Consider the following 12,772-nt stretch of genomic DNA (forward strand, 5'->3'; position numbering starts at 1 on the left):
GGCGGGGCCCGGGGTCACAGCGTCCGAAAGTCGCCGACATTGTCCAAGGTCATGCCGTTCACGACGGCACTGCCGCGGCCGCTGACCGACACGCCGGCGAGGGTCGTGCTGCAGTTGCTGTACCACCCGATGCGCGGCAGGGTGATGGTGCCTGAGACGGGGGCGGGTACCGGGGTGGAGAGCTTGCTGACGTAGCGGTAGTACTGGGTGCCGTTGTTGGTGTACAGGACCGGACTGCCGGTCCCGGAGACCTCACGGACGGGGGTGCTCCAGTCCGTCGTGGCGCTCGTCCAGGTGAGGGGGTTCCGAGACCCCATCGCATCCACCATGTCCTTCTGCACCAGGACGGAGGCGGTCACGTTCGTCACCGTGGAGCCGGCTTGCACATTGGTGATCCGGTAGTAGGTATTGACGTTGTCCGTGGTGACGCTCAAGCGGGTCGAACCCGAGCCGCAGGCCGACACCGACGCGCCGGGTACGGCTGCTGTGGTGGCGCGGCGGATACTGAACACGCGGTCGATCCGCGGGAGAGGGCTGGCCGCCTCGGCGGGGGCAGCGGCGGCGGCGACGACGGTCGGCACCGCCCACGCGAGGCTGCTGGCGACTCGGCGGCGGGAGGGGACGGACTGGGACGGCTGGGGCGCTGCCGACGTGGACTCTGACATGGGATGCTCCGAAACGTGAGAGGGGTGTGACACAGGATGTGTGTCCTCCTTCCAAGGTACGTCGTCGTCGACCGAGGGCAAGCCCCGGCCACCCCACGGCCCCCTAGGGCGTGTCTGAGAATAGATGCACGAGTCAGCTGAGACCCTGGGGACATGTCCCGGTTCCAGATGCTCTCTGACACCCAATGGGAGTTGATCGCCCCGATGCTCCCGACCCGGACCGGCCGCGCCGGCAGGCCGTTCGCCGACGCCCGCACCATGGTGGAGGCGATCATCTACCGGTACCGGTGCGGAATCGCTTGGAGGGATCTGCCCGAGGTCTACGGGCCCTGGCAGACCGTGTGGACCTGGCATCGGCGCTTGGCCGAAGAAGGCACATGGGACACGGTGCTGGCCACGCTGACCGCCGCCGCTGACGCCGAAGGCCTGATCGATTGGTCGGTCTCGGTGGACTCCACGATCGCCCGCGCGCATCAGCACGCGACGAACATCACCCGCCACACAGGGGGATGGATCGAACTACAAGAATCCGCGTGAGGAGCCGGCCGATCACGGCATCGGGCGCTCCCGTGGCGGGCTGAGCACGAAGATCCATCAGCTCGTCGACGGGACCGGGCTGCCGCTGGTCAGCCTGATCACCCCCGGCCAGGCAGGGGACTCCCCGATGCTGCTTCCTCTTCTGGAGCAGCTGCGCGTGACCCGGCCAGTAGGGCGGCCCCGGACCCGCCCCGAGGCCGTGCTGGGCGATAAGGCGTACTCCTCCCGGGCGATCCGCACCCACCTACGTGCCCGTGGGATCAAAGCGGTCATCCCCGAACCGGCCGACCAGCAGGGCCACCGCAGACGGCGCGGTGCCCGCGGCGGGCGCCCCGTCAGCCTCGACGCGGACGCCTACAAGGGCCGCAACGTCATCGAGCGTCAGTACGCGCACCTGAAGCAGTGGCGGGGTCTGGCGACCCGGTATGACAAGTACGCGATCATCTACAGGGCCGCTCTGGTCCTGAATGCTGTGCTCGCATGGTCAAAACGATTGTCAGACATGCCCTAGGGGTGGCACCTCATCTGCGGAGGCGCAGTGCTGGTATTCTTGACGGGATCCCCTGCGTGCCGCCGAAGAGTGCGGATGCATGCGTAAGGGGAGAACGCAGAACCTCCTGCCGCGGAGAGACCGCGGCCGCAAGCCCAGAGGAGGTGGGTTCGCATGCGTGCTTATGAGCTGATGGTGCTGATCGACCCTGAGGTCGACGAGCGCACCGTGGAGCCGACCCTGAAGAAGTACCTCGAGGTCGTCACGAACGCCGGCGGCACCGTCGACAACATCGACGTGTGGGGTCGCCGCAAGACCGCCTACGAGATCCAGAAGAAGTCCGAGGCCATCTACGTGGTCGTCAACTTCCAGTCGGAGCCGGCCGCCACCCAGGAGCTGGACCGTCTGCTGAACCTCAACGAGACGATCCTGCGCACCAAGATCATCCGTCCGGAGGAGCAGAAGATCACCGCTGAGTGATCCTCGTACCGTGTCCGGAGGGTCTGAGAGCATCGGATCAGTCCCCGACGCCCCCACCGGAACCCCGCTGAGCAGTCCCGGATCCCCGGATCCGGTCACTGACCGGCAGAACCCCCGAAGACAGGAGTGACCATGGCAGGCGAGACCGTCATCACCGTGGTCGGCAACCTCACCGCCGACCCGGAGCTGCGCTTCACCCCGAACGGCGCGGCCGTCGCGAACTTCACCGTCGCGTCCACGCCCCGCACGTTCGACCGCCAGACCAACGAGTGGAAGGACGGCGAAGCGCTGTTCCTGCGCTGCTCGGTCTGGCGCGAGGCCGCGGAGAACGTGGCGGAGTCGCTGACCAAGGGCATGCGCGTGATCGTGCAGGGCCGCCTCAGGGCGCGCTCCTACGACGACCGGGACGGCAACCGTCGCACCAGCTGGGAGCTGGACGTGGACGAGGTCGGCCCGGCGCTGCGGTTCGCCACGGCCAAGGTCACCCGCGCCCAGCGCGGCGGTGGCGGCGGCGGTGGCTTCGGCGGCGGCCAGCAGGGGGGCGGCTTCGGCGGCGCCCCGGCCGGCGGCGGCTTCGGGGGGAACAACGACGGCGGCTTCGGCGGCGCCCAGCAGGGCGGCGGCTGGGGCGGCCAGCAGCAGGGCGGCGGCCAGGCCGCACCGCAGGACCCCTGGTCCGGCGGCGGTGGCGGCGGATGGGACACCCCGTCCTCCAACGAGCCCCCGTTCTGATCCTGCGCTGACCGGGCGCGGCCCCCACGGCCGCGACGGACACGGAACACCACGGACCTCTCCGTCCGGGCGCACCTCGCCCGGAGGGCCGCCCCGGCGGCCCATCCCACCCGCGACCCGGCACCGCCGGGCCGCACTGCACACGGCCCCGTGTCCCGCACGGGACGCCGCGTGATCCCATCCCGCAGAACCGTTCTGCGGGCTCCAGAGAACTCTGAAGGAGCACCACGATGGCGAAGGCTGAACTCCGCAAGCCCAAACCGAAGTCCAACCCGCTCAAGGCCGCCAAGATCACCGAGATCGACTACAAGGACGTGGCCCTGCTGCGCAAGTTCATCTCCGACCGCGGGAAGATCCGTGCCCGTCGCGTGACCGGCGTGACCGTCCAGGAGCAGCGCAAGATCGCCCAGGCCGTCAAGAACGCCCGCGAGGTGGCCCTGCTGCCCTACGCCGGCGCCGGCCGCGGCTGATCGAGCGAGCGAAGGAAGGAACACCCAGATGGCAAAGCTCATCCTGACCCAGGAAGTGGCCGGTCTCGGCACCTCCGGTGACGTGGTCGAGGTCAAGAACGGGTACGCCCGCAACTACCTGCTCCCGCGCGGTTTCGCCACCGTGTGGACCAAGGGCGGGGAGAAGCAGGTCGAGTCCCTGCAGAAGGCCCGCGCGGCCCGCGCCGTGGCGAACCTGGAGGACGCGCAGGCCCAGGCCGCGCAGCTCCAGTCCGCCACCGTGAAGCTCGAGCGCACCGCCGGTGCGGAGGGCCGCCTGTTCGGCGCCGTCCAGACCGCCGACGTCGCCGAGGCGATCGAGGCCGCCGGCCTCGGCTCCGTGGACAAGCGCTCGATCACCCTGCCGGCGCACATCAAGTCCGTGGGCAACCACGAGGCCCAGGTCCGCCTGCACGAGGACGTCATCGCGACCGTCCAGCTGGTGGTCGTGGCCGCCAAGGCCAAGAAGTGATCATCCGCTTCTGAGCCCGTCGCGCACGCGACGCACCCGAGGCCCCGGTCTGCTCTTCACGAGCGGGCCGGGGCCTCGTGCCGTGGGGGAACATGGAGGTCATGCCCTCCGCCCCACCGTCCTCCGACCCCGCCGGCTCGACGGCGGCCCCGCGCCCGCCGCTGTGGACGCGCCCGTTCATCCTCGTCAGCGCCACCTACCTGTTCGTGGCGATGATCTTCTACACGCTCATGACCGCCATGGCGCTCTACGCCGTCACGTCCTTCGGCGCGTCGGACGCGGAGGCCGGCGTCGTGGTGGGGGCGTTCGTGCTGGGCGCGGTCCTCACCCGCATGACGACGACGCCCGCCACCTTCGCGTGGGGGCGGCGGCGGGTCCTGCTCGTCGCCTTGGCCTGCTACGTCCTCACGACGGCGGCGTACCTCTGGGCGGACTCCCTGGCCACGCTGACCGCGGTGCGGCTGCTCAACGGCATGTGCTTCGGCGTGGCCGGCACCGTGCTGGCCACGGCCGTGCAGCGGATCGTCCCGCCCGTGCGCCGCTCCGAGGGCACCGGCTGGTTCTCCACGTCCATGACGCTCGCGGGCGCCGTCGGGCCGATGGTGGCCCTGCAGCTGAGCACCACCCTCGGCTACGACGCCCTGTTCTGGGCGTGCATCGGCTTCACGGGCATGGCCCTGCTGATCGCCCTGTTCCTGCGCGTGCCCGAGCCGCCGCTGACGGGCCGGTTCCGGCTGCACCGGGCGGACGTGTTCTCCGCGGAGGTGGCGCCGGCGGCGGGCGTGGCCCTGGCCTCCGGGTTCATGTACGGCGGCATCCTCGCGTTCATGGCCACGTTCGCGCAGCAGCAGGGCTACCCGGCGATGGTGCCGAGCCTGTTCTTCCTGCTCTTCGCCGCGGGCACCATCGTGGGCCGCGCCGTCCTGGGCGTGCTGCACGACCGGCACGGGGACAACGCCGTCGTCTACCCGATCCTCGCGGGCATGGCCGTCTCCTACGCGGTGCTGGCGCTGTGGCGGGAGCCGGCGGGCATGCTCGTGGCCGGCGCCCTGCTGGGGCTGACCTACGGGCCCGTGGTGAGCGTGTTCCAGACCATCGCGATCAAGGTGGTCCGGCCCACCGAGATCGGCGTCGCCACGGGCACGTTCTTCCTGCTCCTGGACCTCGGCACCGGCCTCGGCCCCATGGTGCTCGGCGCGGTGGTGGCCGCCGTCGGGATCCCGGTGATGTACCTGCTCTCCGGCGGGGTCGGGGTGGCGCTGCTGCTCTACTACCGGCTCGTGCACGGCGGCCGGGCCATCGCCCGCCGCCCGTCCCCGGCCTGAGCCGGGCGGCTCCGACGCGCGGACGGCGCCCCGCCGCTGCTCATGCGTCCCATCCCCCGATGTGCACGAGGGCGTCGCCGCGGTGCACCAGGGGTGCCTCGGTGCGGCCGATGACCACGCCGGTCAGCTCGGCCTTCACGTGCGCGAGGCGGCGGCCGAACGAGTTGTAGAGCGCGCCGATCCGGTCCCCGGCGCTCACGCGTTCGCCGAGGGAGACGTCCAGGTGCACGAGGCCGTCCGCGCGGGCGCGCACCCACGTGGACTGCCACACCAGGTACGGGGAGTCCTGCTCGCCGTCGACGACGTCGGGGTGCACGGCGGCGGTGTCCTCGCCGGTGGCGTCGGTCGCCTCGGGCACGTCCGTGGTCCGCTCCTCGGGGACCTCGCCGGGCAGCGGACCGGGGGCGTCGACGACGGCGTCCGGCCCGGGCTCGGTGAGCCCGACGTCCGCGGGATCCACCATGTCCAGCGCCGCGAGCACGCGCAGGACCCCGTCCACGCCGGGGGCGATCGCGTACTCGTCGAACCGCCAGGCCTCACCGGCCTCGTAGAGCAGCACACGCGCGCCGGTCTCGCGGGCCGCGGCGCGCAGGGAGCCGTCCCGCAGGCGGGCGTGGAAGAGCACGGGCGCGCCGAACGCCTCGGCGAGCGCGCGGGTCTGGGGGTCCTCCAGGTCGCAGCGGATCTGCGGCAGGTTGGAGCGGCGGTCCGCACCGGTGTGCAGGTCGATGCCCACGGTGCAGCGGCCGATCACCTCGGTCATCATCAGGTGCGCGATGCGCGAGGCCAGCGAGCCCCGGGCAGAGCCGGGGAAGGAGCGGTTCAGGTCGCGGCGGTCGGGCAGGTAGCGGTCCCCGGCCATCACGCCGAGCACGTTGACGATGGGCACGGCCAGCAGGGTGCCGCGCAGGTGCGTGGGCTGCAGGCGCTCCAGGACGCGGCGGACGATCTCGACGCCGGCCACCTCGTCCCCGTGGATCGCGGCGGAGACCCACACGGTGGGCCCGTCCTCGCGGCCGTGCAGCACGTGCACGGGCAGGGTGACGTCCGCGCCGGTGACGAGCTGGGAGATCGGCAGGGACAGCTCGTGGCGGCGGCCGGCCGCCACCTCGACCCCGCCGAACGCGAAGGGGGCGCGGGCGGGGCGACGGCTCACGCGCGTCCCCGGTTCCGGCGGCGCACGCCGCGCGGAGGCTGCCCGCCCACGTACGAGGCGGCGGGGTCCACGAGGAGGCCGCCGGCGGCCAGCGCGGTGCGCCCCACGAGCATGCGGAAGCCCATCTCGTCCCGGTGGGTCAGGGTCACCTCCGCCTCGATCGTCCGGCCGGCCAGGGTCAGCGGCATCACGACGACGACGCGCTCCTGCGCCTCGCCGTTCGAGGAGCGGACCGTGCGCAGATCGGCCACCGGCAGCTCGGCCGTCCGCGCGTCCGCGGCCGAGGTCTGCCACGGGTGCACCTCGAACCGGACCCACGCGGCGCCGTTGCGGGTGAACCGCTCGATGCCGAAGGCGTGGAGCGCCGAGGTGCGGGCACCGGTGTCGATCTTGGCCTTGATCCAGGGGGTGTGGGCGGCGGGCAGGCCGACCCATTCGCGCCAGCCCACCAGCCCCGGGCGAGCGGCGCCGTCGTCGGTGGGGGGCACGCCGTGGGGGGCCAGGGCCGTGTGCTTAGATTCAGACACGCCCCTCATCCTCCCAGGAAAGCGGTCATGAAGCTCGCCATCCTCTCCCGTTCCCTGCGCGCCTACTCGACGCAGCGCCTCAAGACCGCGGCGCTCGAGCGCGGCCACCAGGTGAAGGTCCTGGACACCCTGCGCTTCGGCATCGACCTCAGCTCGGACGAGCCCGATCTGATGTTCCGCGGCCGCCCCCTCTCCGGCTATGACGCCGTGCTGCCGCGCATCGGCAACTCGGTGACCTACTTCGGCACCGCCGTGGTGCGCCAGTTCGAGCAGATGGACGTCTACACGCCCAACACGGCCGCCGGGATCATGAACTCGCGGGACAAGCTGCGGGCCACCCAGATCCTCTCCCGCCACGAGATCGACATGCCCGCCACCGTGTTCGTGCGCAACCGCGGCGAGGTCTCCACGGCGATCGACATGGTGGGCGGGGCACCCGTGGTGATCAAGCTGCTCGAGGGCACCCAGGGCATCGGCGTGATCCTGGCGCCGACCAAGAAGGTGGCCGAGGCGATCATCGAGACGCTGCACGGCACCAACCAGCAGGTGCTCATCCAGCGGTTCGTGGAGGAGTCCAAGGGCACGGACATCCGCGCGCTCGTGGTGGGGGACCGCGTGGTGGCCGCGATGCGCCGCCGGGCCCAGGGGGACGAGTTCCGCTCCAACGTGCACCGCGGCGGCACCGTGGAGCGCGTCGAGCTCTCGCCCGAGTACGCGGAGACCGCCGTGCGCGCCGCCCACATCATGGGCCTGCGCGTGGCCGGCGTGGACATGCTCGAGGGCGAGCACGGCCCGCTGGTCATGGAGGTGAACTCCTCGCCGGGGCTGCAGGGCATCGAGGCCGCCACGGACCTGGACGTGGCCGGCGCGATCATCGACTACGTGGCGGACCAGGCCGGCTTCCCCGACATCGACGTGCGCCAGCGCCTGGCCGTGTCCACCGGGTACGGGGTCGGTGAGATCACCGTGCACGCCGGCTCCGGCTGGGTGGGCCAGTCCATCGAGGACTCCGGGCTGCTCGCGAAGGACCTGCAGGTGCTCACCCTGCACCGCGGCACCTCCGTGTTCCCCAACCCCGCGGACACCAAGGTCCTCGAGGAGGGCGACCGGCTGCTCTGCTTCGGCAAGACCGAGAACATGCGCGCCCTCATCCCCGCCCGCGCCCGCCGCCCCAAGCGCGTGCGGAAGCTGCCGGCCACCCCGATCCTCGCCTCCGTCGCCGAGGAGGCCCCGGCGCCCGAGGCGCCCGCCGACGACGCCTGAGCCCGGGCGCGGGGCTCAGCGGGCCGGGGCGAACGCGCCGATGCCCGTGAGGTGCCGGCCGAGCGTCAGCTGGTGGACCTCGTCCGTGCCCTCGTAGGTGCGCACGGACTCGAGGTTGTTCGCGTGCCGCAGCGGCGAGTGCTCCAGGGTGATGCCGTTGCCGCCGAGCATCTCGCGGGCCTCCCGGGCGATGCCGATGGCCACGCGGCAGTTGTCCAGCTTGCCCGCCGAGATCATGGCGGGGGTGAGCGGGCCGGCGTCCTTGGCGCGGCCGATCTGGTGCGCCAGCAGGTAGCCCTTGCCGATGGCCACGGCCATGTCCGCGAGCTTGGCCTGCGTCAGCTGGTGGGAGGCCAGCGGCACCCCGAACTGCTGCCGCTGCATCGCGTAGTCGAGGACGGCGTCGAAGGAGTCGCGGGCCGCACCCATCGCACCCCAGATGATCCCGTAGCGGGCCTCGTTGAGGCACTGGAAGGGGCCCTTGAGCCCGACGGCGGAGTCGGCCGGCAGCATCGCGGAGGCGGGCAGGCGCACGCCGTCGAGGTGGATCTCGCACTGCACCGACGCCCGCATGGACAGCTTCTGGGTGATCGCCTCCGCGCGGAATCCGGGAGTGTCCGTGGGGACCACGAAGCCGCGCACCCCGCGCCCGTCGCCGGGCTCGCCGGTCTGCGCCCAGATGATCGCGACGTCGGCCAGGGTGGCCAGCCCGATCCACCGCTTGACCCCGTCGAGCACCCAGTCGCCGCCGGGCTCCTGGCGGGCCGTCGTCGTCATGGAGGCCGGGTCCGAGCCGGCGCCCGGCTCGGTGAGGCCGAAGCAGCCGACCGCCTCGCCGGCGGTCATGCGCGGCAGCCACTGCGCCTTCTGCTCCTCGGAGCCGTGCTTGTGGATCGCGCCCATCGCGAGCGAGCCCTGTACGGAGACGAAGGTGCGCAGGCCGGAGTCGCCGGCCTCGAGCTCCTGCGCGGCGAGGCCGTACTCCACCGCCGAGCGGCCGGGCATGCCGTGGCCCTCGTAGGGCATGCCGAGCACGCCGAGACGGCCCAGCTCGGGGACGATCTCGCGGGGGAACACGGCGTCGTCGTACCAGCGGGCGATGTGCGGGCGGATGTGCTCGTCCACGAAGCCGCGCACCTTCAGTGCGACGGCCTTCTCCTCGGCGGAGAACAGGGAGTCCAGGCCGACGACGTCGGCGCGGCCGAGGAACGAGTCGGCCTCGGTGTGGAACGGGGTGGTCATGGTGGGGGTCCTCTCTGCGGGGTGGTCAGCGGGCGTCGAGCCAGGTGTTGACGGCCGCCGTGTCCGCGCCGAGCGCGGGCGGCGCGTGGCGCGGGTGCGCGACGGGCGGGTCCCACTGCACCGGGTGGCGGAACTGCCGGCCGGCGGGGGCGCCGGACCGGTCCTGGACTTCGACGGTCGGCTCGAGGCCGAGGGACTCGGCCAGCTCGACGCCCTCGGCGACGGTGGACACGAGGCCGACCGGGAGCCGCTCGGCCTGCAGCACGTCCCGCCAGTGGGCCGCCGTCTGCGCCGAGAGCGCGTCCTCCAGGGCGGTGCGCAGCTCCTCGCGGTGCTCGACGCGGTCCGTGTTCGTGGTGAAGCGCGGGTCCTGGGCGAGCTCGGGGACGCCGAGGGCCGTGGCGAAGGTGCGGAACTGCGCGTCGTTGCCGATGGCGACGGCGAGCGGCGCGTCCCGGCACGCCAGCAGCTGATAGGGGGCGATCGAGGGGTGGTCGTTGCCCATCCGCCGCGGGACGACGTCGGCGCCGAGCCAGGCCTGGCCCTGGTTGGCGAGCGCCCCCTGCAGCGAGGAGAGCAGGTTCAGCCGCAGGTGGGCGCCCTCCCCGGTGCGCTCGCGGCGCAGCAGGGCGGCGAGCACGCCGGCGGTGAGGTCCTTGGCCGTGAGCACGTCCACGAGGGCGACGCCCGCCTTCATCGGGGCGTCCGGTTCGCCGGTGATGCTCATGAGCCCGCCCGCGGCCTGGACGATGAAGTCGTAGCCGGGCAGGTCCCGGCCCTCGCGGTCGCCGAAGCCGGAGACGACGGCGTAGACCACGGACGGGTTCTCCCGCGCGACGTCGTCGTAGCCCAGGCCGAGGCGCTCCATGGTGCCGGGCTTGAGGTTGTGGACCACGACGTCGGCCCGGGCGGCCAGGGCGGCGGCCCGCCGCTGGTCCTCGGGGTCCTTCAGGTCCCAGCCGACCGACTCCTTGTTGCGGTTCACGGACTCGAAGTAGGTGGCACCCGTCGCCGAGCGGGGCGGAGCCCAGCCGCGGGTGTCGTCGCCGCGCACGGGGTGCTCCACCTTGATGACGCGCGCCCCGAGGTCCGCCAGCGTCATGGTGGCGAGCGGGCCGGCGAGGACGCGGGAGAAGTCGGCGACGAGGACGCCGTCGAGGGGGAGCGAGGCCGGGGAGGGGGCGGTGGTGACCGGGGGCACGGCGGACTCCTCACTGTGGCGGACGACACGACGACGGGTTCCACCCAAGCACCGTGCTCGCGTTCCGTCCAATGACTCTGGGGCGGGTCACTGACGTGCGTGAGTCATCGGCGCCGGGCGGTCCGGGGCGGCCGGGAGAGGTGGGCACGGGGAGGACCCGGGGCCGCGGGCAGACGCTGTCAACTTCGCCGTCCCCAGATCCGGGCACCTTGTCCACAGGAGTTGTCCACAGATGTGGAGGGTGTGGACGACGGTGTGGATAGGCCTGTACCAGGCGGTGTGATGAGGGCGCAAACGGGGGTGCTGTCAAGTTGGATCGACGGGGCCGAAAGGGGGGTGGAGAATCTTCCTCCACAGCCCTGGGGATCGCATCGTCCCAGGTCAGAGCCGGATTCTGGGGGTGGCCGAGCGGTTGTCCCCAGCGCGGTCCCCAGGCGATCCACACGACACGCCGCCGAATCCACACGTTGTCCACAAGGCCTGTGGGAAACGCGGTTGCCCAGCCTCCACGGCGCGCGTAGTGTCGCGTGGTATCCCCAACGCGAGGGCGGGTATTGGCCGCAGGTGACCACTGACAGGCGCGCATCCGCTCGGACCGTCGCCCCGGGGACCGTCGCACCGTCCGCCTGCAGGAGGGTGCGGCGGCACGGGCGGTGACAACAGAGGAATCAGGGCCGGGAAGACCGGCGAGGGCCGCCGTCGTGCGGGCTGTGGGAAGGGAGTCTCCGGACGTTGACTGAGAACTACGGAGACTCGGGCTCCTACGACGGCGGCCGTTCCTCTGAACGCTTCCTGCCGCCCCAGGACCTGGAGGCGGAGCGCTCGGTGCTGGGCGGCATGATGCTCTCCAAGGACGCGATCGCGGACGTGGTGGAGCTGCTGCGCGGCCACGACTTCTACCGGCCCAGCCACGAGATGATCTACGAGGCGATCATCGACCTCTACGGCCGCGGCGAGCCCGCGGACGCCGTCACGGTGGCGGACCTGCTGAACAAGCGCCAGGAGCTCAGCCGCGTGGGCGGCCCCGCCGTGCTGCACGAGCTGATCCAGTCCGTGCCCACCGCCGCCAACGCCAGCTTCTATGCGGAGATCGTGGCGGAGAAGGCCGTCCTGCGCCGCCTCGTCACCGCCGGCACCAAGATCACCCAGCTGGGGTATCAGGGCGACGGCGAGGTCGAGGAGATCGTCAACGAGGCGCAGTCCGAGATCTACAAGGTGGCGGAGAACCGCCAGTCCGAGGACTACGTGCGCCTCGCGGAGATCATGGAGCACGCCGTCGACGAGATCGAGGCGGCCGGCAACCAGGGGGAGGGCCTGACGGGCGTCCCCACCGACTTCTACGACTTCGACGAGCTGACGCAGGGCCTGCACGGCGGGCAGATGATCGTGATCGCGGCGCGCCCCGCCGTCGGCAAGTCCACGCTCGCGCTCGACTTCGCGCGGGCCGCGGCCATCCACCACAACATGGCCACCGTGTTCTTCAGCCTCGAGATGGGCAAGAACGAGATCGCCATGAGGCTCTTGAGCGCCGAGGCGACGATCGCGCTGCAGGACCTGCGCAAGGGCACCATCCGGGACGACCAGTGGTCCAAGATCGCCGCGACCGTGGGGCGGCTGAACGAGGCGCCGTTCTTCATCGACGACTCCCCGAACATGACCATGATGGAGATCCGCGCCAAGTGCCGGCGGCTCAAGCAGAAGAACAACCTCAAGATGGTGGTGCTGGACTACCTGCAGCTCATGAGCTCGGGCAAGAAGGTCGAGTCCCGTCAGCAGGAGGTCGCCGAGTTCTCCCGTGCCCTGAAGCTGCTGGCCAAGGAGCTCGACGTGCCGGTGATCGCGTTGAGCCAGCTGAACCGTGGGTCCGAGCAGAGGACGGACAAGCGGCCGCAGGTGTCCGACCTGCGCGAGTCCGGCTCGATCGAGCAGGACGCGGACATGGTGATCCTGCTGCACCGCGAGGACGTGTACGACAAGGAGTCCCCCCGCGCCGGCGAGGCGGACCTGATCGTGGCCAAGCACCGCAACGGGCCCACGAAGACCATTGTGGTGGGGTTCCAGGGGCACTACAGTCGCTTCAGCAACCTCGCACAGGATGGCGGGGGCGGCGGGGGGTTCTAGCTCCAAGGCCGGTTTGGAGCTTGAAGTGTATTGGGGGCTGTGCTTTGAAACTGCATGACGACATTGATTCATT

The 12,772-nt window shown here is 71.5% G+C and carries 13 protein-coding genes; 8 read left to right on the forward strand and 5 right to left on the reverse strand.

The features are described from left to right. Positions 1-14: 14 nt before the first annotated feature. Positions 15-581: a hypothetical protein gene (locus ABIB16_RS09475; protein ID WP_141762438.1), complete on the reverse strand. Its 567-nt coding sequence runs from the start codon at positions 579-581 to the stop codon at positions 15-17. A gap of 237 nt (positions 582-818) precedes the next feature. Here ABIB16_RS09475 and ABIB16_RS09480 point away from each other — a divergent pair. From ABIB16_RS09480 to ABIB16_RS09505, 6 genes are all read left to right on the forward strand, one after another. Next, positions 819-1,713, forward strand: a protein-coding gene (locus ABIB16_RS09480) for an IS5 family transposase (protein WP_354436231.1) whose coding sequence is annotated in 2 segments (ribosomal slippage) — positions 819-1,175 and positions 1,177-1,713 — 894 coding nt in all. Because the reading frame shifts where the segments join, the coding sequence is not laid out codon by codon here. A gap of 153 nt (positions 1,714-1,866) precedes the next feature. Next, positions 1,867-2,172, forward strand: a complete 306-nt coding sequence (gene rpsF / locus ABIB16_RS09485) for a 30S ribosomal protein S6 (RefSeq protein ID WP_002857790.1) — start codon at positions 1,867-1,869, stop codon at positions 2,170-2,172. 132 nt (positions 2,173-2,304) lie between these two features. Continuing rightward, entirely contained in the window at positions 2,305-2,904 is a 600-nt protein-coding gene (locus tag ABIB16_RS09490; RefSeq protein WP_002857789.1) for a single-stranded DNA-binding protein, read from the forward strand. A gap of 230 nt (positions 2,905-3,134) precedes the next feature. Continuing rightward, a complete protein-coding gene (gene rpsR / locus ABIB16_RS09495; protein ID WP_002857788.1) occupies positions 3,135-3,374 on the forward strand; it encodes a 30S ribosomal protein S18 in 240 nt (79 codons plus the stop codon). Between the two features lie 28 nt (positions 3,375-3,402). Next, positions 3,403-3,864, forward strand: a complete 462-nt coding sequence (gene rplI, locus ABIB16_RS09500) for a 50S ribosomal protein L9 (protein ID WP_020621886.1) — start codon at positions 3,403-3,405, stop codon at positions 3,862-3,864. A 101-nt stretch (positions 3,865-3,965) separates the two neighbouring features. Further along, positions 3,966-5,189: an MFS transporter gene (locus tag ABIB16_RS09505; protein ID WP_233490744.1), complete on the forward strand. Its 1,224-nt coding sequence runs from the start codon at positions 3,966-3,968 to the stop codon at positions 5,187-5,189. A gap of 40 nt (positions 5,190-5,229) precedes the next feature. On the opposite strand, the gene ABIB16_RS09510 is transcribed toward ABIB16_RS09505, so the two are convergent. Together ABIB16_RS09510 and ABIB16_RS09515 are read right to left on the reverse strand one after the other, a co-directional pair. Continuing rightward, positions 5,230-6,345, reverse strand: coding sequence for a succinylglutamate desuccinylase/aspartoacylase family protein (locus tag ABIB16_RS09510; protein ID WP_020621884.1), 1,116 nt, complete (start codon positions 6,343-6,345; stop codon positions 5,230-5,232). After that, complete coding sequence (locus ABIB16_RS09515) at positions 6,342-6,872, reverse strand: ATP-dependent zinc protease family protein (protein ID WP_043276131.1); 531 nt, start codon at positions 6,870-6,872, stop codon at positions 6,342-6,344. Before ABIB16_RS09515 ends, ABIB16_RS09510 begins: the two co-directional genes overlap by 4 nt. A gap of 27 nt (positions 6,873-6,899) precedes the next feature. Between ABIB16_RS09515 and rimK the strand changes: the two genes are divergently transcribed. Further along, positions 6,900-8,135, forward strand: coding sequence for a 30S ribosomal protein S6--L-glutamate ligase (gene rimK, locus ABIB16_RS09520; RefSeq protein WP_036314384.1), 1,236 nt, complete (start codon positions 6,900-6,902; stop codon positions 8,133-8,135). A 15-nt stretch (positions 8,136-8,150) separates the two neighbouring features. Here the strand turns inward: rimK and ABIB16_RS09525 are convergent, their stop codons facing one another. Together ABIB16_RS09525 and ABIB16_RS09530 are read right to left on the reverse strand one after the other, a co-directional pair. After that, a complete protein-coding gene (locus ABIB16_RS09525; RefSeq protein ID WP_041102466.1) occupies positions 8,151-9,377 on the reverse strand; it encodes an acyl-CoA dehydrogenase family protein in 1,227 nt (408 codons plus the stop codon). Positions 9,378-9,402: 25 nt separating this feature from the next. Then, entirely contained in the window at positions 9,403-10,578 is a 1,176-nt protein-coding gene (locus ABIB16_RS09530) for a CaiB/BaiF CoA transferase family protein (RefSeq protein ID WP_354436232.1), read from the reverse strand. A gap of 732 nt (positions 10,579-11,310) precedes the next feature. On the opposite strand from ABIB16_RS09530, the gene dnaB reads away from it, so the two are divergent. Then, positions 11,311-12,699 (forward strand): replicative DNA helicase, encoded by a 1,389-nt coding sequence (gene dnaB, locus ABIB16_RS09535; protein ID WP_078025355.1) that lies wholly within the window; start codon positions 11,311-11,313, stop codon positions 12,697-12,699. The last annotated feature ends 73 nt before the right edge of the window (positions 12,700-12,772 follow it).

Source organism: Micrococcus sp. UYEF5 (genome assembly GCF_040546065.1).
Taxonomy (GTDB): domain Bacteria; phylum Actinomycetota; class Actinomycetes; order Actinomycetales; family Micrococcaceae; genus Micrococcus; species Micrococcus luteus.

What these genes read in the sequence shown, in the direction of transcription:
- rimK (WP_036314384.1), top strand. Translation starts at nt 6,900, where the DNA reads ATGAAGCTCGCCATCCTCTCCCGTTCCCTGCGCGCCTACTCGACGCAG.
- rpsF (WP_002857790.1), top strand. Translation starts at nt 1,867, where the DNA reads ATGCGTGCTTATGAGCTGATGGTGCTGATCGACCCTGAGGTCGACGAG.
- ABIB16_RS09490 (WP_002857789.1), top strand. Translation starts at nt 2,305, where the DNA reads ATGGCAGGCGAGACCGTCATCACCGTGGTCGGCAACCTCACCGCCGAC.
- ABIB16_RS09525 (WP_041102466.1), bottom strand. Translation starts at nt 9,377, where the DNA reads ATGACCACCCCGTTCCACACCGAGGCCGACTCGTTCCTCGGCCGCGCC.
- ABIB16_RS09505 (WP_233490744.1), top strand. Translation starts at nt 3,966, where the DNA reads ATGCCCTCCGCCCCACCGTCCTCCGACCCCGCCGGCTCGACGGCGGCC.
- rplI (WP_020621886.1), top strand. Translation starts at nt 3,403, where the DNA reads ATGGCAAAGCTCATCCTGACCCAGGAAGTGGCCGGTCTCGGCACCTCC.
- rpsR (WP_002857788.1), top strand. Translation starts at nt 3,135, where the DNA reads ATGGCGAAGGCTGAACTCCGCAAGCCCAAACCGAAGTCCAACCCGCTC.